Genomic DNA, 18,864 nt, shown 5'->3' with positions numbered 1-18,864 from the left:
TATTTTTTAGCAGAGCTTGTGACAAAAAAATGCTCGATTCCAAGTAACTTCAATGGCATAGTTTAAAATGTGAAAATATATAACAGTCAATGAAGATGAGCTTAAATACCCAAATTTTAATTGCCGCCATTCTTGGTGTCGCATTTGGATTCCTGTTAAATCAATTCCCCGGTACTCAGTTTTTAGACGGCAGTATTTATGCTTTAAGTATCGCCAGCAGTATTTTTATCGGTTTGTTGAAAATGCTTTTGGTGCCGCTAATTTTCAGCTCAATTTTAGTTGGTGTTTCCAATTTAGAGGCAGGCAGTCAGTTGAGCCGCGTTTGGAAAATCACCTTGGCTTGCTGCGTAACGACAACCACCTTGGCGCTGATTCTTGGTCTGGCATCTACTCACTTTTTCCATGTTGGGCAGGGGGTAGATATTGACCTGTTTAAAGATGCAATGAGTCAGCATAAAAGCCCTGATTCATTAACGCCAAGCTCATTTCTGACCAACTTTATTCAAAATACCCTGATTAATCCTTTTAAGGCATTCAGTGATGGCAATGTTTTGGCGGTTGTGCTGTTTGCATTGTTATTGGGTTTAGCCTTGGTACAGGGTGGAGAGCGTTTTAATTCCATTAAACAACTGGCACGTCAATTTTTTGACATAATGATGATGTTGGTGGGTTGGGTGATGAAAGTTGCACCCATTGGTATTTTTGCGTTAATGGCAAAGCTGATTGCAACTGAAGATATTTCTATTTTGAGCCGTCTTGCCGAGTTTGCCATTGTGGTGACAGGTACAACCATTTTTCATGGTGTGGTGGTTCTACCACTGCTGTTATGGATTTTTGGGAAAATGGATCCCATTACTTTTTTTAAAGGAACGCGTGCAGCCTTAATCACCGCTTTTGCGACCAGTTCAAGTTCGGCAACAATGCCTTTAAGTTTGAAATGTACTCAAGAAAACCTGGGTGTGCGTCCGCAAATTGCAGGTTTTGTGGTGCCATTCGGTTCACAGTTAAACATGGATGGAACAGCACTTTATGAGGCAGCAGCAGCACTATTTATTGCGAATCTGATGGGGTTGGAGCTATCAATTACCCAACAAATTATTGTATGTTTGACGGCTATGATTGCATCACTAGGCGCTCCAGGAATCCCGAGTGCCGGTATGGTGACCATGATTATGGTACTCCAATCTGTGGGCTTGCCTGCCGAGGCGATTGCGATCTTATTACCAATTGATCGAATTCTCGATACGGTACGTACTGTGGTGAATGTACAAGGGGATATGATGATCAGTGTTGTGGTTGATCGTCATACTCGAGAGATGGAAAGTTCATCCTAGTAAGCGATTTATAAAAGACAGCGATACATTTATTGAAAGCGTTTGCTTTAAATCTGAAACAGAAAAAGCAGGATTTAAAATCCTGCTTTTTCTGTTCTATGCTTATTCAGGCTTGAATAATCCCTATGCTGCAACTCTGGGCAAAGCACGTTTGGCAGCAGGTGATTGATCTAGATATGCAATTGCATCTTCGGTTTTTGCTTCGTGTACAGGATCATACCATGGCATTAAATAGCCCAACTGCTGTGAAACCAACCAAAGTGGATGTGGCATTAAGCGATTGTCAGATTGTGCAATACTTGCCCATTCACGCCAAATCCAAGGTTTATAGAGTGCTGGTTTTTTGTCTGCAAAACGCGGGTCCTGTCCCATGATATGTGCAGCACCATCCACCCATAAACCTAATACCGCAGCAATCACAATCACACTTTGATAATAACGTGAAATATAACCACCGCCTAAATGGCGATATAAATCAAACGCAACTGTACGGTGTTCGATCTCTTCCGCGCCATGCCATTTGACCAAATCCAGCATGTTCGGATCTGCACCTAATTCAGCCCACTTTTTGTTGTAAAGTGCATATTTTCCCAACACACAAGTCATGTGTTCGACAGTTGCTACAATGCCTAATCGGAACAGATCCCATTGATGATCAAGAACTTTGGGGACTTTGAAACCGAGGGGTTGATCTGCAAGTAGCTTCCCAAATAAGAAATCCATAATTTCAAGATTTCTTTGAATATCAATATGGCGAACGGTTAAGTATTCTTTATTTGCTGACACATGTGCCTGCGCATGCATGGCTTCTTGACGGATAAAAGCACGAACGTCTTCAGCGAGCTTTTCATCTGTGACTTTGGGTAAAACGCGGTTGTATAAACGGCAGAACCAAAATTCACCCGCAGGAAGAATATTGTTGATCTCGTTGATAAAGTAGCTGACAAAAGGCTGATTTGGAATCCAGTCGACTGGGGTATCTTGCCATTCAAACTTCACTTTACGTGGTTTGATGTGGTACTGAATAGACGATCCAATCCGACTGTTTTTTAATTTAGCGAGTAACTTCATCACAGTGTCCTAATTTTTCTTTGGTGATTTCACACTTTATTATTCAAGTATAAAAAAATGTCCTAAATAGTTATTAGCAATTTAGGACATTGAAGTATCAATATGTGATGAATTTTGTCAGACAAGACTGCTTTTAATTATCACTCTGGTTTTTCATTTTTATTGACATCAATATTTTCTACATTGAGATTTGATTCAGTATCTTGATCAATGAACTCATCTTCGATGTCGTCAGCACTGAGTTCTGGAATGGCATCAAGATCAAAGCCCAAAGTTTTATCCAAGGTGTAATTTAGACGACCTGCCATCACAGAAGCAAGTTCTTCTAAACCCTGCTTATTCAGTGATGAAAACAGTTGAATCGAAAAATTAAGCTTCATCTTTTTGAGTTGCTGCTGCACTTCCAATAATGCCTTATTGGCAGGACCACGATTGAGCTTATCCGCTTTGGTGAGTAGAACATGAACAAACAGGTGGCGAGAATATGCCCATTCCAACATCATGACATCAAAATGTTGTAAAGGGTGGCGAATATCCATCAACAAAACTAGACCTTGTAAGCTTTTTCGATGAATCAAATAATTTTCAAGTTCTTTTTGCCAAACGATTTTCATTGCTTCTGGAACCGCGGCATAGCCATAACCGGGTAAGTCGACTAAACGTTGGTCTGGATTTCCCAAGCTAAAGAAGTTAATCATTTGGGTGCGACCAGGCTTCTTGGATGCACGTGCCAGTTGTTTTTGATTGGTCAGTGCGTTGATGGCGCTGGATTTCCCCGCATTAGAGCGACCTGCGAAGGCTATTTCATAGCCTGTATCTTCTACACAAAGATTCAGTTTTGGCGCACTCATCAAGAATTCAGCTTTGCGTAACCAGTTTAAAGATGAGGTTGAGTATTCTGAAATCGCAGGGTCAGCCTTTTTTTCATAACTGATTTTCTGTTTAGGGGCATGTGATGCCTTACTATTTTTAGACTTTCCACTGCTGCGATGCATACTTCAACTTCAATAAATGGATAAACAAGGGACATTATAAAGGAAATCGGAGATTCAAGCGAATTTTGACAGAGATAATTCAAACAGGATTGAGGCGCTTGTTTAAATGCAGACTTTAAAAAACAGCTTAATACCGATTCAAGTGCTTAAACATTCACATTTGGAATTATAGAGTTAACTAGGGTTGTTTGCGGTGGAGCATTTAAAACATCGGCAACTGTATATTGGTCTAAACTTTGATAAAACTGTTCAACGGCCTGATCTAAAATACCTTTTAAACCACAGCGAGGACGAAGGACGCATGGCGGGGTATTGCACTCCACAATTTGTGCGTCTCCTTGCAGAATGCGCACGATATGCCCCAAGCGAAATTCAAGGATTGCAGGGTTTAAGCGTAAACCTCCACCTTTGCCACGTGTGGTAATTAACCAGTCTTGTTTTCCCATAAAATGCACAATTTTAACCAAATGATTCTGTGAAACATTCAAGTCCTGTGCAATTTCGGCAATCGTATAAGGTGTATCCTTGGGAGGAGAGATATACATCAAAATACGTAAGGCATAGTCGGTAAATTTGTTAAGTTGCATAAATTTAAATTAATTAGACATGAACAGATTGCATGTTTATCTTAACGTGAATAGACAATGAAAGATATGTCGTCTACAAACTGGCATATTCGAGAATCTCTTGTCCCATGAGTATACAGTCGCTTTGGCTAAAATACTCAAAGCGCATGCGATATTGACCTTTATAAATATAACCCCAGACTTCCAATACATCGAATCTCTGCTTTTTATTGCGTGGATTGATGATTGAGGGGAGTGCTTTGACCTCTGGTTGAATTTCAATACGATCATCTGGACCGAAATGGAATTCTAAAAGCTTGGCGGCTTGTTGAATTGCTTGATTTTTGCATTGCGTAGAAGACTTTACTTCAGCTGCATGACTGGTCACTGAAAAACACAACAAACTAATGCTTAGACTGAAAATCAATAAGATACGTTGCATGATCTGAACTCTGGTTCATCAATATAAGTGTCAGTGTATAAATATTGATTTAAAAGTTAAAGTGCAAAAAGATGAACCAGAGAGGAGAAGTTTTGAGTATTCAAAGTATCGTAATGTATGGATAAATCAGGCGCCATACATTACAGAGGGGAATATCATATGGGGTATTATTTTGCTTGCGGTGCAGTCAACTTAACATGATCACCCACCTGATAGTGATTCAGTAATATATTGGATACCGAATATTCAGTGTGATTTTCTTCGGGTTTTACCATGAATTGATAAGTATTTTCAGATGCATGAAGTACAGTGTACTGATGTGGTTGCTCAATATCTTTCTGTGGTACTTTGACTTTCACTGAAATGAATTCACCGCCACTGATTTGCGCAACAGCCTGTTGATCTATTGCCTGTACGGTAAATGTTTTTGTGTTTTCAGATGTATCAATCGCGATAATTTTAAAAGCTCTCCAACCTGCCCAGCCGCCATTTTGAGCAACGAGGTTTTCATATTTTTGCTTCTCCACACCAATTAAAATGTCTGCCAATTGTAGATAAGCAACTTTCCATGCAGCAATCAATTCAGAGTCCATAGGGACATCTAAAACTTCACTTATAGAATGCAGTAGATTTTCTCCTACGATTGAATACTGATTAGGTTGAATATCTAGGCTCACATGCTTGGTCGCAATATGCTGAACTGCTTTTGCTAACACAGCAGGATTTTCAATATGTTCAGCATAAGCCAAAACTGCTGCTGCGAGTGCGCGTGGCTGGCGTCCGGAATTTTGGCTATCTAAGTTGAAAATATTGTTCAACTCAGGATTATTTCCCAACATTCTTTTATAAAAATAGCTGGTGAGTGCTACACCATTTTCACGAAGTACTGGGACTGTAGATTTTACAAGTTCAATATGTTGTGGAGTCATTGGCTAGACCTTTTATCTGGCTTTATAAGATGTATTTAAAATATATTTTTTAAAAATAATTTGCAAGAGTGATCAATTAAAAAAGACCTATAAAAATTAAGGTTTATAGTGTGATTTAAAGTTAAGATTTTGAAAATATTATATTTATTTTTGTTTGATGTTTTATTGTTGGTCTGATTTAAAATAAAAAGGGAGCACTCGTGCTCCCTTTTTAACTTTTGTTCAATCTTAGCGCCCACCAAATAATGAACCTAATAAACCACGTACCAATTTTTGTCCTGTGGGACCACCAAGCGTTCTGGCTGCACTCTTGGCAAAAGTACCAATGACATCCTGAGTGAGCTTGGCACGGGCAGCGGCAGCTTTGGCTTCCTCTTTTTGTAAACGTTCTTGCTCTTTGGCTTGTTGCTTATCTAACACCTGCTGTTGTTTCGCGAGCTCTTCCAGTTGTTTGGCTTGTTGTGCCGCTGCTTCAAAGGCAACTTGTTGTTGTGTGCTGTCCGTTACTTTGCGCTGCAGCATTTCATAGGCACTGTCACGATCTACCTCATTGTCATAAACACCCGCCACAATACTTTGTGTCATCAGTGCTTTGCGTTCCTCAGGCGTAATTGGGCTAAAAGAAGAGTAGGGAGGCATGACCATGCCACGCTCCACAATTTGAGGGGTACCTTGCTCATCTAAGCAACTAATTAATGCTTCCCCGACGGCCAATTCTGTAATGGCTTGATCAACTTTGAATTCAGGGTTGGCACGGAACGTATCTGCGGCTGTTTTTACAGCTTTTTGATCTTTAGGCGTAAAGGCACGTAATGCATGTTGTACACGATTTCCCAATTGACCTAGCACATTTTCAGGGATATCCAGTGGACTTTGGGTAATGAAATAAATACCTACACCTTTAGAACGAATGAGACGGACCACTTGTTGGATTTTTTCCTGCAATGTTGGGCTGGCATTATTAAACAGCAAATGGGCTTCATCGAAAAAGAACACCAATTTAGGTTTGTCTAAATCGCCAACTTCAGGCAACTTTTCAAATAACTCTGAAAGCATCCACAGCAAAAAGGTTGCATAAAGCTTTGGCGTATTCATCAGTTTATCCGCAGCCAATATATTGATGTAGCCATGCCCGTTTGAATCAGTTTGAATAAAATCCATAATATCCAGGCTTGGCTCACCAAAAAAACGCTGTCCGCCTTGGTCTCCTAAAGCCAACAAATTACGTTGGATTGCGCCTAAACTGGCAGGAGAGAGATTGCCATATTCTGCTTTTAAATCTGCCGCATTTTCGCTGACATAAGTCAGCATGGCTTTTAAATCCTTAAAATCAATCAATAGCAAACCTTGATCGTCTGCAACACGGAATACCGCTGAAAGCACACCTTCTTGGGTATCGTTTAAATTCAGCATTTGTGCCAACAGTAAGGGACCAATTTCTGAAATGGTGGTGCGGATGGGGTGCCCTTGTTCACCGAATAAATCCCAAAAAATAGTGGGTGATGCGGCAAAAAGAATGCTGTCTATACCTAAGCTCTTAATGCGTTCATCGAATTTAGGATTGCTTGAGCCTGCTTTGGCGATACTTGATACATCACCTTTGGCATCAGCAAGAAATACTGGAACTCCAATTCTGGAAAAACTTTCAGCAAGCACTTTTAATGTTACGGTTTTACCAGTCCCTGTTGCGCCTGCAATGAGCCCATGGCGATTGGCAAATTGTGAATGTAGAACAATGTCTTGAGTGGAATCTGAGGTCTTTTTTGCAATGACGATTGGTGTGCCCATTGTTATTCCTATAGCTTTGATCTAAGTTCGAATCTTATTCATTTGACTCGGTATTTATATGCTTATCGTTATACAAAATTGCATAAATTGATGATGTTGTAAATCTGTGTTCAATGATAAAAAGTTTTCACGTATCAAAAGCGATACGTGAAGTTAAGTAGGATGAATAACAAAGAGATAAAAGATTCAGATTTGACTCAAATTGTTTCAAGCGCGGTTTGAATATCAAGAATCAAATCTTCTGCGTCTTCTAGACCAATACAGAAACGCACCAAGATACCCGCTTGTAAATGTGAATGTTCGAGCTGACGCATCTGATCAAGTTGGTACAACATTACAAGGCTTACCGGTCCTCCCCAACTAAATCCAAGCTTAAACAACTGAAGATGATCGCAGAACTTGCGTATAGCTGTCAGATCAAACTCAGGCTTAAAGATAACACTGACCAACCCTGCACTTTGCTGAGTTTCACAGCTTTCTTCCCAATAGGTGTGGCTGATATTGTCTGGGTCAGCTGGATGTAAAACCTGGGCAAAAGCATTTTGATCTTTTAACCAGTTTAATATCTTTAAGGTGGTTCTTGATTGATGCTCATAGCGTACACGCATAGAGGCGAGACTGCGTTGTACTTGTGCGGCGTCGTCAGCTGATATTGATATTCCCTGTATCGCATGCATACGGAACAACTGATGATGCAAAGCCCGGTCTTGTGTGACCACGGAACCCATTAAAATATCACCCCCACCACTTGGGTACTTGGTCAGAGCATGTATGCTGATATCAACGGCTAAATGTTCTTGGCTAAAATCAAAAGCATTAAAGGCAAGTCCTGCGCCCCAAGTGTTGTCTAGAGCTGTCAAAATATTGTTGGCTTTGGCTTTTTTTACTAAATTGATCAAATCAGGGAATTCAAGTGTGACTGAACCAGCCGCTTCAAGCCAAATTAATTTCGCTTGTTGCGTTGGTTGGAATGAGTCAGCACAGATGGGGTCATAGACTTTGACGATAATCCCATAACATTGTTCAAGATTACGTAAATGCTCCATGTTTGGACCATAGATATTGTCGGCAACCCAAACTTCGTCGCCATGACTCAACAAACATGAATTAACAAGGTTAATTGCGGATAATCCGCTGGGTGTCAGTAAGCAGTATTGTCCACCTTCTATTTTTGCAATGTTATCGCCCAGCGTAAATGTTGTGGGGGTGCCATGTGTTCCATAGCTGTAGTCGTAATCATCTGTCCAATGGCGATTAAATAGTGCATCGGTATTTTCGAATATAATTGTGGATGCACGAAATAGGGGAGGCTGAACAGTATGAATATATTGTGGGGCTTGTCGCGGGGAATGAATTAAAGCGGTTTGTGGTTTTAGCTTCACAAGAATACTCAAGATTTATCAATAATAGGACTAAAATAAGGAAAACATAATCACTCGGTGACGAAAAGCAATAATTTGTGAAAAATAATAAATAAAATTGATATTGGCTTCATTTTTGCATTTGTTGAACTGTGTTTTTTGATTTGTAGCGTAGTCGATACAACAAGAATAGGTGATAATATGAAAAAACTTAAAGTGCATTATTTTCAACATATTGCAGGTGAAGGCTTTGGCAGTTGCTATGAATATTTAAAGGCAATGGGTGCAGAAATTACTGCAACAGAGTTTTTTGCTTTACCCACAGATTCGGCATTGGATATAGATGCATTGCCTCATGTCAATGAGGTGGATTTGCTGATTATTATGGGCGGGGAGATGAGTGTAAATGATGAAGCAAATTTTCCTTGGTTAAAAGTGGAAAAACGATGGATCAGACGTTATCTGGCGTCTGAAAAACCAGCAATAGGATTGTGTCTGGGAGGGCAATTGATTGCGAATGCGCTGGGTGCAAATGTACGCCGAAATGCGGTGCAAGAACTAGGCTGGACTTATGTCAATAAAAGTGACCATGTTCCTGAAGAATACTTTCAGCTCCCTGAGAAGATCAGTGTGTTGCAATGGCATAGTGAAACATTTGACATTCCAAAAGGTGCAATTCGTTTGGCGGAAAATCAAGCATGCCCGAATCAGCTCTATCAAATTGGTAAAAATGTCTTGGGCTTTCAGTTTCACCCGGAAATTACACCGCATAGCTTAAACATATTTATCGAGCATGAAGAAGAAGGAATGGTATTTAGCGATATACATAATCAATCGCTTTCCAATTTGAAAAAAACTCCAAGTTCAGATTATGTCATCGGAAACCAGTTACTCAATCATGCAATTGACTATGTTTTAAGAGTTTAAAGCTTTGTTTAAATCTTAAACATTTCATTTCTTTGTCAATATCGGAATAATGCGAAAAAAATCCAAATTTGTTTGCTTAAGCGTTAAACAATCGTTATAATGAGCGACCCTTCGATATGAAGGGGTGAATGGCGAAGAAAGTCATTCAGATCGTTACAGTCGTGGCATCGATCACGACCTTAGTGATTTTCACTGCCTTTGACACTTGCCTTATTTAGTGGGGTGAGATGCGTCAAGGGTGATTCTTTATATATTTGGCTTGGAGTTAACTGGTATGTCTAACCAGAGAATTCGTATCCGTCTTAAGTCTTTTGATCATCGTTTAATTGATCAATCTTCTCAAGAGATCGTAGAAACAGCAAAACGTACTGGCGCACAGGTTTGTGGTCCAATTCCGATGCCTACTCGCATCGAACGTTTTAACGTTTTGACATCACCACACGTAAACAAAGATGCGCGTGACCAATATGAAATCCGCACATATAAACGTTTGATCGACATCGTTCAACCTACAGACAAAACTGTAGATGCATTGATGAAGTTGGATCTTGCAGCTGGTGTTGATGTTCAGATCGCATTGGGTTAAGGCTTTCGGTTAATTAACGCTCTAAGTTAATTAGGCCGCTTTTTTAGAGGTTTATGCACATGGCTATTGGTTTAGTCGGTCGCAAGTGCGGTATGACACGTATCTTTACAGATGCTGGTGTTTCTGTGCCTGTAACAGTGATTGAGGTTGATCCTAACCGTATCACTCAAATCAAAACGCTTGAAACTGATGGTTATCAAGCGATTCAAATCACTACTGGTGAACGTCGCGAATCTCGCGTAACGAATGCTCAGAAAGGTCACTTTGCGAAAGCGGGTGTTGCTGCTGGTCGTTTGGTTAAAGAATTCCGCGTTGCAGAAGCTGATCTTGAAGGTCGTGAAGTTGGTGGAACTATCGGTGTTGATTTGTTCACAGTAGGTCAAGTTGTTGACGTTACTGGTCAATCAAAAGGTAAAGGTTTCCAAGGTGGTGTTAAGCGTTGGAACTTCCGTACGCAAGATGCTACACATGGTAACTCTGTATCTCACCGTGTAATTGGTTCTACAGGTCAAAACCAGACTCCTGGTCGCGTGTTCAAAGGTAAAAAAATGCCTGGTCACTTAGGTGATGATCGCGTAACTGTACAAGGTCTTGAGATTGTATCTATTGACGCAGAACGTTCAGTTCTTGTTGTTAAAGGTGCGATTCCTGGTGCTACTGGTGGCGACGTTATCGTTCGTCCTACGATCAAGGCCTGAGGGGAAATAACGTGAATTTAAAAACTGTTTCCGGCTCTGCTGTTGAATTGTCTGAAGTTGCTTTCGGACGTGAATTTAATGAAGCTCTTGTACACCAAGTTGTTACAGCTTATTTAGCTGGTGGTCGTCAAGGTTCTAAAGCTCAGAAGTCACGTGCAGACGTTTCTGGCGGTGGTAAAAAACCATTCCGTCAAAAAGGTACTGGCCGCGCTCGTGCTGGTTCTATTCGTAGCCCAATCTGGGTTGGTGGTGGTAAAACTTTTGCTGCTCGTCCACAAGATTGGTCTCAAAAAGTTAACCGTAAAATGTACCGCGGTGCAATGCAATGTATCTTAGCTGAACTTGTTCGCCAAGATCGTCTTGTATTGGTTGAAGAGTTTGCAGTTGAAGCTCCAAAAACTAAAGAATTGCTTGCAAAACTAAACGGCTTGAACGCTACTCGCGCATTAATCGTTACTGAAGCTGTAGATGAAAATCTATACTTAGCTGCACGTAACCTTCCACACGTTGATGTGGTAGATGCTGCTGGGATCGATCCTGTTGGTTTGATTGCGTTCGATAAAGTTGTTATGTCTGTTGCTGCTGCTAAGAAAATTGAGGTAGAACTCGGATGAACAACGAACGTATCTATCAAGTCCTAAAAGGACCTGTATTCTCAGAAAAAGCACAAGTTTTAGGTGAAACTGCTGGTGTTCAAGTATTTAAAGTTGCACTTGATGCAAACAAACTTGAAATCAAAAAAGCAGTAGAACAATTATTTGGTGTGGAAGTTGTTAAAGTTAACACGACTATCACTAAAGGTAAGACTAAGCGCTTTGGTCGTACATTAGGACGTCGTTCTGATGTTAAAAAAGCATACGTCACCCTGAAAGCTGGCCAAGATGTTGAAATGGCTGACTTGGGCGATACCGCTGAAAGCGCAGCGGAATAAGGACGAAAATTATGCCGATTCAAAAATGTAAGCCAACGTCTCCAGGACGTCGCTTTGTAGAGAAAGTGGTTCATAATCACCTTCACAAAGGCGCGCCTTATGCACCGTTGGTTGAAGCTAAAAAACGTACTGGTGGTCGTAATAACAACGGTCACATTACTACTCGTCACGTTGGTGGTGGACATAAACAACACTACCGTATCGTTGACTTCAAACGTAACAAAGATGGCATTCCTGCTGTAGTTGAGCGTATTGAATACGATCCTAACCGTACATCTCATATTGCTTTATTGAAATATGCTGACGGTGAGCGTCGTTATATTATCGCTGCTAAAGGTTTACGTGCTGGTGATAAAGTTCAGTCTGGTAACGATGCTCCAATTCGTCCAGGTAACTGCTTACCACTTCGTAACATGCCTATCGGTTCTACACTACATAACATCGAGCTTAAAATCGGTAAAGGTGCACAATTAGTGCGTTCTGCTGGTACTTCTGCTCAGTTGTTGGGTCGTGACGGTTCTTACGCAATCATTCGTCTTCGTTCAGGCGAAATGCGTAAAGTACACGTTGAATGTCGTGCTGTGTTAGGTGAAGTATCTAACTCAGAAAGCAACCTTCGTTCACTTGGTAAAGCAGGTGCTGCACGCTGGCGTGGCGTTCGTCCTACCGTTCGTGGTATGGCGATGAACCCAGTAGACCATCCACATGGTGGTGGTGAAGGGCGTAACAAAGGTATTCAACCTGTAAGCCCATGGGGTCAAAAAGCTAAAGGGTACAAGACTCGTACCAATAAGCGTACGACTAAGATGATCATTCGCGACCGTCGCGTTAAGTAACAAGTAAAGGAATCTGACAATGCCTCGTTCTCTGAAAAAAGGCCCATTCGTCGATGCGCACTTGTTCGCTAAGGTTGAAGCGGCAATCGCGGCTAATAACCGTAAGCCGATCAAAACTTGGTCGCGTCGTTCGATGATCCTCCCGGATTTTGTTGGTTTAACAATTTCTGTACACAATGGCCGTAACCATGTTCCAGTGATCGTATCTGAACATATGGTTGGTCATAAATTAGGTGAATTCGCGCCAACTCGTACCTATCGTGGTCACGGTGTTGACAAGAAGTCTAAACGTTAATAGGTGCTATGATGGAAGTAACTGCTAAATTACGCGGTGCCGCTATCTCGGCACAAAAAGCACGTTTGGTTGCAGACCTAATTCGCGGCAAATCTGTTGCGCATGCTTTAAATATCTTGAACTTCAGCAACAAAAAAGCTGCAGTTTTAGTTAAAAAAGCTTTGGAATCTGCGATTGCAAACGCTGAACACAATAACAGTTTAGATGTTGACGATCTTAAAGTATCTACGATTTACGTTGATGAAGGCATGAGCCTTAAACGTATTATGCCACGTGCTAAAGGCCGTGCAGATCGTATTACTAAGCGTACTTGTCACATTACCGTTAAGGTAGGGGTTTGATATGGGTCAGAAGGTTCATCCAATCGGTATCCGCCTTGGTGTTGTAAAACGTCATAACGCCAACTGGTATGCGAGTCCGAAACAATACGCTGAATATTTGCTTAAAGATCTTCAAGTTCGTGAGTTTTTAACTAAAAAACTTAAAAGCGCGATGATCAGCAATATTCTTATCGAACGTCCTACAGGTGCTGCTAAAGTTACTATTAGCACTGCTCGTCCAGGTATCGTGATCGGTAAAAAAGGCGAAGACATTGAAAAATTACAGCGTGAACTCACCACTATTATGGGTGTTCCAGCGCAAGTAAGCATCAACGAAATCGATCGCCCAGATTTAGACGCTCGTTTAGTTGCTGAAGCAATCGCTTCTCAATTAGAGAAACGTGTAATGTTCCGTCGTGCTATGAAGCGTGCGGTTCAAAACACGATGCGTGCTGGTGCTAAAGGTATCAAAGTTGAAGTTTCTGGTCGTTTAGGCGGTGCAGAGATTGCACGTACTGAATGGTATCGTGAAGGTCGTGTACCTTTGCATACACTTCGTGCCGATATCGACTATGCAACTATGCGTGCTGAAACTACTTACGGTACGATTGGTGTTAAAGTTTGGATTTTCCGTGGTGAGATCTTAGGTGGCATGAAACAAGTCATGAACCCTGCTCCTGCTGAAGAACGTCCAGCTAAACGCGGTCGCGGTCGTGGTGAAGGTCAAGAGCGTCGTGGTCGTCGCAATGATCGTTCTGCTGAAAAAGGAGAATAATCCATGTTGCAACCTAAACGTACTAAATTCCGTAAGGTGCAAAAAGGCCGTAACACTGGTCTAGCGCATCGTGGTAGCACAGTATCTTTCGGTACAATCGCACTTAAATCTATTGAACGTGGTCAAATGACTGCGCGTCAAATTGAAGCTGCGCGTCGTACAATTAGCCGTCGTGTTAAACGTGGTGGTAAGATCTTTATCCGTGTTTTCCCAGACAAACCAATTACTGAAAAACCATTAGAAGTTCGTATGGGTAAAGGTAAAGGTTCTGTGGAATACTGGGTTTGCCAAATCAAACCAGGTAAGATCTTGTACGAAATGGATGGTGTTAGTGAAGAATTGGCACGCGAAGCGTTCACGCTTGCAGCTGCTAAGCTTCCATTTAAAACCACTATCGTTACTAAGACGGTGATGTAATGAAAACTAAAGATCTACGTGAAAAGTCGGTAGAAGAGTTGACAGCTTTGCTTGATGAGCAACAGTTGAACCAATTCCGTCTTCGTATGGCGAAAGCAACAGGTCAATTGGGTAAATCGCATGAAGTTGCGTTAACTCGTAAGACTATTGCTCGTATCAAGACCCTCCTTACCGAAAAACAGGGGAACGCACAATGAGTGAGCAAACAGTTCGCACGTTAACAGGCAAAGTCGTAAGTGACAAAATGGACAAGTCTATTGTTGTACTTATCGAACGCCGCGTTCAACACCCGTTGTACGGCAAATCAATCCGCCGTTCAACAAAATTACACGCTCATGATGAGAACAACACAGCTAAAACTGGTGATGTTGTGACCATTAAAGAAAGCCGCCCAATTTCAAAAACTAAAGCTTGGACTTTAGTGGAAGTTATTGAAGCAGCTGCTGAGTAATTAGACGTTCTTGTTGCATCATCGGTCAATTTCGAGTACTCTTTGAGCCTTTCGAAATTGCGACCGGTGATGCTCGGTTTTGGAGTAGGGCAATGATTCAGACCGAAAGTATGCTAGACGTAGCAGACAACAGTGGTGCTCGCCGCGTACAATGTATTAAAGTACTTGGTGGTTCACATCGTCGTTATGCTTCTGTTGGCGACATTATTAAAGTTACTGTAAAAGAAGCAATTCCACGTGGCCGTGTTAAAAAAGGTGACGTGATGAATGCAGTTGTGGTTCGTACTAAATTCGGTATTCGTCGTCCAGACGGTTCTGTGATCCGTTTCGATGATAATGCTGCAGTTATCTTGAACAACAACAAGGCTCCGATTGCCACTCGTATTTTCGGACCAGTGACTCGTGAACTTCGTACTGAACAGTTCATGAAAATCATTTCATTGGCTCCTGAAGTTCTATAATAGAGGCAATCATGGCTAAGATTAGAAAAGGCGATCAAGTAATCGTGATCGCAGGTAAAGAAAAAGGCAAACAAGGTACTGTTTTGTCTGTTTCAAATGACCAAGTTAAGGTTGAAGGCCTTAATTTAGTTAAGAAGCATCAAAAGCCGAACCGTGCAACAGGTGCTGAAGGCGCTATCGTTACACAAGAAGCTTCGCTTCATATTTCAAACGTGGCAATTTTTAATGCTGCAACCCAAAAGGCTGACCGTGTTGGTTACCAAGTGATTGAAGGCGTGAAAACTCGCGTTTACAAATCAAATGGTGAATCAGTGGCGGTAGCGAAGTAATAGGTTGAAATAGGCTATGGCCAGACTTAAAACACGTTATAACGACGAAATCCGAGCTAAGTTGAAAGAAGAACTTGGTTTGGGTAATGTGATGGAGATTCCTCGCATCACTAAAATCACCATCAACATGGGTGTTGGTGCGGCTTCAGCTGACAAGAAATTGTTAGATGGCGCTTTGGCGGATATGCAAGCTATTGCTGGTCAAAAACCAGTGCTTACATTAGCGCGCAAATCAATCGCTGGTTTTAAAATCCGTGATGGTTGGCCGATTGGTTGTAAAGTAACTTTACGCGGCGAACAAATGTACGAATTCTTAGACCGTTTGATCTCTATCGCGATCCCTCGTATTCGTGACTTCCGCGGTTTTTCTGCGAAATCATTCGATGGTCGTGGTAATTATTCAATGGGTCTCAAGGAACAAATTATGTTCCCTGAAATCGATTTTGATAAGATCGATCGTATTCGTGGTATGGATATTACTATCACTACGACTGCTCGTACTGATGACGAAGGCCGTGCGCTAATCCGTGCATTCGGCTTCCCGTTCAAATAAGAGGTCGATATGGCTAAGAAAAGTATGATTAATCGCGAATTGAAACGCGAAACTACAGTTGCTAAATACGCTGCTAAACGTGCTGAATTAAAAGCTACGATTGCAAACGTAAATGCTTCTGATGAAGAGCGTTTCGAAGCGATGATGAAGTTACAAGCATTACCACGTAATGCGTCTCCAGTACGTCTGCGTAACCGTTGTGGTTTAACTGGTCGTCCTCATGGTTACTTCCGTAAGTTCGGCTTAAGCCGTAACAAATTACGTGACACAGTAATGCAAGGTGATGTACCGGGCGTTGTTAAGGCAAGCTGGTAAGGAGCGACTATAAATGAGTATGCAAGATACCGTTGCCGACATGCTAACACGTGTTCGTAACGCACAAATGGCAAAGAAACAAACTGTTTCTATGCCTAATTCTAAGTTGAAAGTTGCAATTGCAAACGTACTTCAACAAGAAGGTTACATTTCAAATGTAGAAGTTGCTGATCTTGAAGGCAAAGCTACTTTGACAATTACTTTAAAATATTTTGAAGGCAAACCAGTTATCGAAACTGTGAAACGTGTAAGCCGTCCAGGTCTACGTCAGTATCGCGGTAAAGATGCACTTCCGAGCGTTAAGCAAGGTTTAGGTATTGCAATTGTTTCTACAAGCAAAGGCATCATGACTGATCGCGCTGCACGTGCTGCAGGCGTTGGTGGTGAAGTTATTGCTTTTGTTTCTTAATAGGTGATTCCTCATGTCTCGTGTGGCTAAAGCCCCAGTAACTGTACCTAACGGTGTAGCAGTTACTCAGAACGGCCGGCAGGTCGAAGTGAAAGGCAGCAAAGGTACGTTGTCTTTCAACCTGCATGCGCTGGTCGAGCTTAAACAGGAAGAAGGTCAACTTCATATTGCTCCAGTTAAAGAATCTCGTGATTCTTGGATGCAAGCTGGTACTGCTCGCGCTGTTCTTAATAACCTTGTAAAAGGTGTTAACGAAGGCTTCGAACGTAAGTTACAACTGATCGGTGTTGGTTATAAAGCTGCGGTTAAAGGTACTGTTGTTAACCTTAACCTTGGTTATTCTCATCCAATCGATTACGCTCTTCCAGAAGGTGTAACTGCTGAAACTCCTACTGCTACTGAAATCATTTTGAAATCAGCTAACAAACAATTGTTAGGTCAAGTTGCTGCAGAAATCCGTGGTTACCGTCCACCAGAGCCTTATAAAGGTAAAGGTGTTCGTTATTCTGACGAAGTTGTTCTTCGTAAAGAAGCTAAGAAGAAATAAGGCGCGAGGTTCTTATGAACGAAAAGAAACAATCCCGTTTGCGTCGTGCGAAAAGCACACGCTTGCACATTCGTGCATTGGGTGCGACTCGCTTGTGTGTAAACCGCACGCCGCGTCACATCTATGCTCAAGTTATTTCTGCAGATGGTGGCAAAGTATTAGCGCAAGCTTCTACTTTGGATGCATCTTTACGTAGCGGAACTACTGGTAATGTAGATTCAGCTACTAAAGTAGGTGCTTTAATCGCAGAACGTGCAAAAGCTGCTGGTGTAACTAAAGTTGCATTTGACCGTTCTGGTTTTAAATATCATGGTCGTATCAAAGCCTTGGCTGATGCTGCTCGTGAAAACGGCTTGGAGTTCTAATCATGGCTAAAGTTGAACAAAACGAAGGTCTTGTTGAAAAGCTGGTTGCCGTTGATCGTGTAGCCAAAGTTGTTAAGGGCGGTCGTATCTTCTCTTTCACAGCATTAACTGTTGTGGGTGATGGTAATGGTCGTGTAGGTTTTGGTCGCGGTAAAGCGCGTGAAGTTCCAGCTGCTATTTCTAAAGCACTTGAAGCTGCACGCCGCAACATGATCACTGTTGATCTTGTTGATGGTACTGTACAACATCCTATTAATGCTCGTCATGGCGCTAGCCGTGTTTACATGCAACCTGCATCAGAAGGTACTGGCGTAATCGCTGGTGGTTCTATGCGTGCGGTTTTAGAAGCTGCTGGTGTACGTAACGTATTGACGAAGTGCTATGGTTCTACTAACGCAGCTAACGTTGTAAACGCGACTTTTAACGGTTTGCGTGATATGACTTCTCCTGAGAAAGTTGCTGCGAAACGTGGTCTTTCAGTAGAACAAATTTTAGGGTAATCAATCATGAAAACGATTAAAGTTACCCAGACTAAGTCTTCTTCGCATCGTTTGAAAAATCACAAACTTTGCCTACAAGGTTTAGGTCTGCGTCGTATTGGTCATACAGTAGAAGTGGTAGATACTCCTTCTAACCGTGGTATGATCAACAAAGTCTACTATATGGTTAGTGTAGAGGAATAAGCCATGACTCTGCGTTTAAATGAGCTTGCACCTGCTGAAGGTGCAAAACGTGAAAACCGTCGTTTAGGCCGTGGTATCGGTTCTGGCGTTGGTAAGACTGGTGGCCGTGGTGTCAAAGGTCAAAAATCACGTAAAAGTGGTGGCGTTCGTCCAGGCTTTGAAGGTGGTCAAACTGCGTTATATCGTCGTTTACCTAAATTCGGTTTCACAAGCCAATTGGCTTTGAAAACTGCTGAAGTACGTTTGTCTGAACTTGCTAAAGTTGAAGGTGATATCGTTTCACTTGAAACTTTGAAAGCTGCGAATGTAGTACGTAAAGATATGTTGCGTGCTCGTGTCGTTCTTTCTGGTGAAATCACTCGTGCATTCACTGTTCAAGGTGTTGCATTGACTAAAGGCGCTAAAGCTGCTGTTGAAGCTGCTGGCGGTAAAGTCGAGGAGTAATCGCGAGTGACTATGTCTCCTAGTTCTACAGGTCAT

29 protein-coding genes and 1 pseudogene are annotated in these 18,864 nt (G+C 41.8%); 23 read left to right on the top strand and 7 right to left on the bottom strand.

What is annotated here, in order from left to right; translation table 11 throughout:
- Positions 1 to 95: 95 nt before the first annotated feature.
- Complete coding sequence (locus IMO47_RS02435) at positions 96 to 1,334, top strand: dicarboxylate/amino acid:cation symporter (RefSeq protein WP_196074412.1); 1,239 nt, start codon at positions 96 to 98, stop codon at positions 1,332 to 1,334.
- 123 nt (positions 1,335 to 1,457) lie between these two features.
- Here the strand turns inward: IMO47_RS02435 and IMO47_RS02430 are convergent, their stop codons facing one another.
- The 7 genes from IMO47_RS02430 to IMO47_RS02400 form a co-directional block, all read right to left on the bottom strand.
- Positions 1,458 to 2,405: a metal-dependent hydrolase gene (locus tag IMO47_RS02430; RefSeq protein ID WP_196074411.1), complete on the bottom strand. Its 948-nt coding sequence runs from the start codon at positions 2,403 to 2,405 to the stop codon at positions 1,458 to 1,460.
- 140 nt (positions 2,406 to 2,545) lie between these two features.
- The gene (gene yihA, locus IMO47_RS02425) at positions 2,546 to 3,400 is read right to left on the bottom strand and encodes a ribosome biogenesis GTP-binding protein YihA/YsxC (RefSeq protein ID WP_196074410.1); all 855 of its coding nucleotides are present in this window, start codon (positions 3,398 to 3,400) and stop codon (positions 2,546 to 2,548) included.
- Positions 3,401 to 3,546: 146 nt separating this feature from the next.
- Positions 3,547 to 3,987 (bottom strand): Rrf2 family transcriptional regulator, encoded by a 441-nt coding sequence (locus IMO47_RS02420; protein ID WP_196074409.1) that lies wholly within the window; start codon positions 3,985 to 3,987, stop codon positions 3,547 to 3,549.
- A gap of 73 nt (positions 3,988 to 4,060) precedes the next feature.
- Positions 4,061 to 4,408 carry a hypothetical protein gene (locus tag IMO47_RS02415; RefSeq protein ID WP_196074408.1) on the bottom strand — a complete coding sequence of 116 codons (348 nt, stop codon included), beginning with the start codon at positions 4,406 to 4,408 and terminating at the stop codon, positions 4,061 to 4,063.
- A 167-nt stretch (positions 4,409 to 4,575) separates the two neighbouring features.
- Positions 4,576 to 5,337: a globin domain-containing protein gene (locus IMO47_RS02410; protein ID WP_196074407.1), complete on the bottom strand. Its 762-nt coding sequence runs from the start codon at positions 5,335 to 5,337 to the stop codon at positions 4,576 to 4,578.
- Between the two features lie 228 nt (positions 5,338 to 5,565).
- Positions 5,566 to 7,125 (bottom strand): helicase HerA-like domain-containing protein, encoded by a 1,560-nt coding sequence (locus IMO47_RS02405; protein ID WP_196075066.1) that lies wholly within the window; start codon positions 7,123 to 7,125, stop codon positions 5,566 to 5,568.
- Positions 7,126 to 7,322: 197 nt separating this feature from the next.
- Entirely contained in the window at positions 7,323 to 8,507 is a 1,185-nt protein-coding gene (locus IMO47_RS02400; protein WP_196075065.1) for a PLP-dependent transferase, read from the bottom strand.
- A 180-nt stretch (positions 8,508 to 8,687) separates the two neighbouring features.
- On the opposite strand from IMO47_RS02400, the gene IMO47_RS02395 reads away from it, so the two are divergent.
- From IMO47_RS02395 to rplO, 22 genes and pseudogenes are all read left to right on the top strand, one after another.
- Entirely contained in the window at positions 8,688 to 9,413 is a 726-nt protein-coding gene (locus IMO47_RS02395) for a type 1 glutamine amidotransferase (protein WP_196075064.1), read from the top strand.
- A 274-nt stretch (positions 9,414 to 9,687) separates the two neighbouring features.
- Positions 9,688 to 9,999 carry a 30S ribosomal protein S10 gene (gene rpsJ / locus IMO47_RS02390; protein WP_004725677.1) on the top strand — a complete coding sequence of 104 codons (312 nt, stop codon included), beginning with the start codon at positions 9,688 to 9,690 and terminating at the stop codon, positions 9,997 to 9,999.
- A gap of 59 nt (positions 10,000 to 10,058) precedes the next feature.
- The gene (gene rplC / locus IMO47_RS02385; RefSeq protein WP_004825193.1) at positions 10,059 to 10,697 is read left to right on the top strand and encodes a 50S ribosomal protein L3; all 639 of its coding nucleotides are present in this window, start codon (positions 10,059 to 10,061) and stop codon (positions 10,695 to 10,697) included.
- Between the two features lie 11 nt (positions 10,698 to 10,708).
- Positions 10,709 to 11,311 (top strand): 50S ribosomal protein L4, encoded by a 603-nt coding sequence (gene rplD, locus IMO47_RS02380; protein WP_004816870.1) that lies wholly within the window; start codon positions 10,709 to 10,711, stop codon positions 11,309 to 11,311.
- Positions 11,308 to 11,628 carry a 50S ribosomal protein L23 gene (gene rplW, locus IMO47_RS02375; RefSeq protein WP_004825192.1) on the top strand — a complete coding sequence of 107 codons (321 nt, stop codon included), beginning with the start codon at positions 11,308 to 11,310 and terminating at the stop codon, positions 11,626 to 11,628. The genes rplD and rplW overlap by 4 nt, the downstream gene beginning before the upstream one ends.
- Positions 11,629 to 11,639: 11 nt before the next feature.
- Positions 11,640 to 12,464, top strand: coding sequence for a 50S ribosomal protein L2 (gene rplB, locus IMO47_RS02370; RefSeq protein WP_196075063.1), 825 nt, complete (start codon positions 11,640 to 11,642; stop codon positions 12,462 to 12,464).
- Between the two features lie 19 nt (positions 12,465 to 12,483).
- Positions 12,484 to 12,759: a 30S ribosomal protein S19 gene (rpsS, locus tag IMO47_RS02365; RefSeq protein ID WP_004281508.1), complete on the top strand. Its 276-nt coding sequence runs from the start codon at positions 12,484 to 12,486 to the stop codon at positions 12,757 to 12,759.
- 11 nt (positions 12,760 to 12,770) lie between these two features.
- Positions 12,771 to 13,100: a 50S ribosomal protein L22 gene (gene rplV / locus IMO47_RS02360; RefSeq protein WP_001982638.1), complete on the top strand. Its 330-nt coding sequence runs from the start codon at positions 12,771 to 12,773 to the stop codon at positions 13,098 to 13,100.
- 1 nt (position 13,101) lies between these two features.
- Positions 13,102 to 13,918 (top strand): annotated as a pseudogene (rpsC, locus tag IMO47_RS02355) (30S ribosomal protein S3).
- Complete coding sequence (gene rplP / locus IMO47_RS02350) at positions 13,858 to 14,271, top strand: 50S ribosomal protein L16 (RefSeq protein WP_004825189.1); 414 nt, start codon at positions 13,858 to 13,860, stop codon at positions 14,269 to 14,271. The pseudogene rpsC and the gene rplP overlap by 61 nt, the downstream one beginning before the upstream one ends.
- Positions 14,271 to 14,468, top strand: a complete 198-nt coding sequence (gene rpmC / locus IMO47_RS02345; protein ID WP_004825188.1) for a 50S ribosomal protein L29 — start codon at positions 14,271 to 14,273, stop codon at positions 14,466 to 14,468. Before rplP ends, rpmC begins: the two co-directional genes overlap by 1 nt.
- Positions 14,465 to 14,722, top strand: coding sequence for a 30S ribosomal protein S17 (gene rpsQ, locus IMO47_RS02340; RefSeq protein ID WP_004725698.1), 258 nt, complete (start codon positions 14,465 to 14,467; stop codon positions 14,720 to 14,722). Before rpmC ends, rpsQ begins: the two co-directional genes overlap by 4 nt.
- A 92-nt stretch (positions 14,723 to 14,814) precedes the next feature.
- Positions 14,815 to 15,183 (top strand): 50S ribosomal protein L14, encoded by a 369-nt coding sequence (rplN, locus tag IMO47_RS02335; RefSeq protein ID WP_004725701.1) that lies wholly within the window; start codon positions 14,815 to 14,817, stop codon positions 15,181 to 15,183.
- Between the two features lie 11 nt (positions 15,184 to 15,194).
- Complete coding sequence (gene rplX, locus IMO47_RS02330) at positions 15,195 to 15,512, top strand: 50S ribosomal protein L24 (RefSeq protein WP_196075062.1); 318 nt, start codon at positions 15,195 to 15,197, stop codon at positions 15,510 to 15,512.
- Positions 15,513 to 15,528: 16 nt separating this feature from the next.
- The gene (gene rplE, locus IMO47_RS02325; RefSeq protein WP_004725705.1) at positions 15,529 to 16,065 is read left to right on the top strand and encodes a 50S ribosomal protein L5; all 537 of its coding nucleotides are present in this window, start codon (positions 15,529 to 15,531) and stop codon (positions 16,063 to 16,065) included.
- A gap of 9 nt (positions 16,066 to 16,074) precedes the next feature.
- Complete coding sequence (gene rpsN / locus IMO47_RS02320) at positions 16,075 to 16,380, top strand: 30S ribosomal protein S14 (protein WP_004725707.1); 306 nt, start codon at positions 16,075 to 16,077, stop codon at positions 16,378 to 16,380.
- A 13-nt stretch (positions 16,381 to 16,393) separates the two neighbouring features.
- Positions 16,394 to 16,789 (top strand): 30S ribosomal protein S8, encoded by a 396-nt coding sequence (gene rpsH / locus IMO47_RS02315; RefSeq protein WP_004725709.1) that lies wholly within the window; start codon positions 16,394 to 16,396, stop codon positions 16,787 to 16,789.
- A 13-nt stretch (positions 16,790 to 16,802) separates the two neighbouring features.
- Positions 16,803 to 17,336: a 50S ribosomal protein L6 gene (gene rplF / locus IMO47_RS02310; protein ID WP_004725711.1), complete on the top strand. Its 534-nt coding sequence runs from the start codon at positions 16,803 to 16,805 to the stop codon at positions 17,334 to 17,336.
- A 14-nt stretch (positions 17,337 to 17,350) separates the two neighbouring features.
- Positions 17,351 to 17,701 carry a 50S ribosomal protein L18 gene (gene rplR, locus IMO47_RS02305; protein WP_004725713.1) on the top strand — a complete coding sequence of 117 codons (351 nt, stop codon included), beginning with the start codon at positions 17,351 to 17,353 and terminating at the stop codon, positions 17,699 to 17,701.
- Positions 17,702 to 17,703: 2 nt separating this feature from the next.
- Complete coding sequence (gene rpsE / locus IMO47_RS02300; protein WP_004825184.1) at positions 17,704 to 18,201, top strand: 30S ribosomal protein S5; 498 nt, start codon at positions 17,704 to 17,706, stop codon at positions 18,199 to 18,201.
- Positions 18,202 to 18,207: 6 nt separating this feature from the next.
- Entirely contained in the window at positions 18,208 to 18,384 is a 177-nt protein-coding gene (gene rpmD, locus IMO47_RS02295; RefSeq protein ID WP_004825182.1) for a 50S ribosomal protein L30, read from the top strand.
- A 3-nt stretch (positions 18,385 to 18,387) separates the two neighbouring features.
- Complete coding sequence (rplO, locus tag IMO47_RS02290) at positions 18,388 to 18,828, top strand: 50S ribosomal protein L15 (RefSeq protein ID WP_196075061.1); 441 nt, start codon at positions 18,388 to 18,390, stop codon at positions 18,826 to 18,828.
- The last annotated feature ends 36 nt before the right edge of the window (positions 18,829 to 18,864 follow it).

The organism is Acinetobacter sp. Res13-Abat-PEC15-P4-01, from assembly GCF_015676285.1.
Classification (GTDB): domain Bacteria; phylum Pseudomonadota; class Gammaproteobacteria; order Pseudomonadales; family Moraxellaceae; genus Acinetobacter; species Acinetobacter nematophilus.
This window is presented reverse-complemented; position numbering and strand designations above follow the sequence as displayed.

Bases quoted from the DNA above. Each gene is read 5' to 3' on its own strand.
- IMO47_RS02435 (WP_196074412.1), top strand. From the start codon at position 96: ATGAGCTTAAATACCCAAATTTTAATTGCCGCCATTCTTGGTGTCGCA.
- IMO47_RS02430 (WP_196074411.1), bottom strand. From the start codon at position 2,405: ATGAAGTTACTCGCTAAATTAAAAAACAGTCGGATTGGATCGTCTATT.
- yihA (WP_196074410.1), bottom strand. From the start codon at position 3,400: ATGCATCGCAGCAGTGGAAAGTCTAAAAATAGTAAGGCATCACATGCC.
- IMO47_RS02420 (WP_196074409.1), bottom strand. From the start codon at position 3,987: ATGCAACTTAACAAATTTACCGACTATGCCTTACGTATTTTGATGTAT.
- IMO47_RS02415 (WP_196074408.1), bottom strand. From the start codon at position 4,408: ATGCAACGTATCTTATTGATTTTCAGTCTAAGCATTAGTTTGTTGTGT.
- IMO47_RS02410 (WP_196074407.1), bottom strand. From the start codon at position 5,337: ATGACTCCACAACATATTGAACTTGTAAAATCTACAGTCCCAGTACTT.
- IMO47_RS02405 (WP_196075066.1), bottom strand. From the start codon at position 7,125: ATGGGCACACCAATCGTCATTGCAAAAAAGACCTCAGATTCCACTCAA.
- IMO47_RS02395 (WP_196075064.1), top strand. From the start codon at position 8,688: ATGAAAAAACTTAAAGTGCATTATTTTCAACATATTGCAGGTGAAGGC.
- rpsJ (WP_004725677.1), top strand. From the start codon at position 9,688: ATGTCTAACCAGAGAATTCGTATCCGTCTTAAGTCTTTTGATCATCGT.
- rplC (WP_004825193.1), top strand. From the start codon at position 10,059: ATGGCTATTGGTTTAGTCGGTCGCAAGTGCGGTATGACACGTATCTTT.
- rplW (WP_004825192.1), top strand. From the start codon at position 11,308: ATGAACAACGAACGTATCTATCAAGTCCTAAAAGGACCTGTATTCTCA.
- rplB (WP_196075063.1), top strand. From the start codon at position 11,640: ATGCCGATTCAAAAATGTAAGCCAACGTCTCCAGGACGTCGCTTTGTA.
- rpsS (WP_004281508.1), top strand. From the start codon at position 12,484: ATGCCTCGTTCTCTGAAAAAAGGCCCATTCGTCGATGCGCACTTGTTC.
- rplV (WP_001982638.1), top strand. From the start codon at position 12,771: ATGGAAGTAACTGCTAAATTACGCGGTGCCGCTATCTCGGCACAAAAA.
- rplP (WP_004825189.1), top strand. From the start codon at position 13,858: ATGTTGCAACCTAAACGTACTAAATTCCGTAAGGTGCAAAAAGGCCGT.
- rpmC (WP_004825188.1), top strand. From the start codon at position 14,271: ATGAAAACTAAAGATCTACGTGAAAAGTCGGTAGAAGAGTTGACAGCT.
- rpsQ (WP_004725698.1), top strand. From the start codon at position 14,465: ATGAGTGAGCAAACAGTTCGCACGTTAACAGGCAAAGTCGTAAGTGAC.
- rplN (WP_004725701.1), top strand. From the start codon at position 14,815: ATGATTCAGACCGAAAGTATGCTAGACGTAGCAGACAACAGTGGTGCT.
- rplX (WP_196075062.1), top strand. From the start codon at position 15,195: ATGGCTAAGATTAGAAAAGGCGATCAAGTAATCGTGATCGCAGGTAAA.
- rplE (WP_004725705.1), top strand. From the start codon at position 15,529: ATGGCCAGACTTAAAACACGTTATAACGACGAAATCCGAGCTAAGTTG.
- rpsN (WP_004725707.1), top strand. From the start codon at position 16,075: ATGGCTAAGAAAAGTATGATTAATCGCGAATTGAAACGCGAAACTACA.
- rpsH (WP_004725709.1), top strand. From the start codon at position 16,394: ATGAGTATGCAAGATACCGTTGCCGACATGCTAACACGTGTTCGTAAC.
- rplF (WP_004725711.1), top strand. From the start codon at position 16,803: ATGTCTCGTGTGGCTAAAGCCCCAGTAACTGTACCTAACGGTGTAGCA.
- rplR (WP_004725713.1), top strand. From the start codon at position 17,351: ATGAACGAAAAGAAACAATCCCGTTTGCGTCGTGCGAAAAGCACACGC.
- rpsE (WP_004825184.1), top strand. From the start codon at position 17,704: ATGGCTAAAGTTGAACAAAACGAAGGTCTTGTTGAAAAGCTGGTTGCC.
- rpmD (WP_004825182.1), top strand. From the start codon at position 18,208: ATGAAAACGATTAAAGTTACCCAGACTAAGTCTTCTTCGCATCGTTTG.
- rplO (WP_196075061.1), top strand. From the start codon at position 18,388: ATGACTCTGCGTTTAAATGAGCTTGCACCTGCTGAAGGTGCAAAACGT.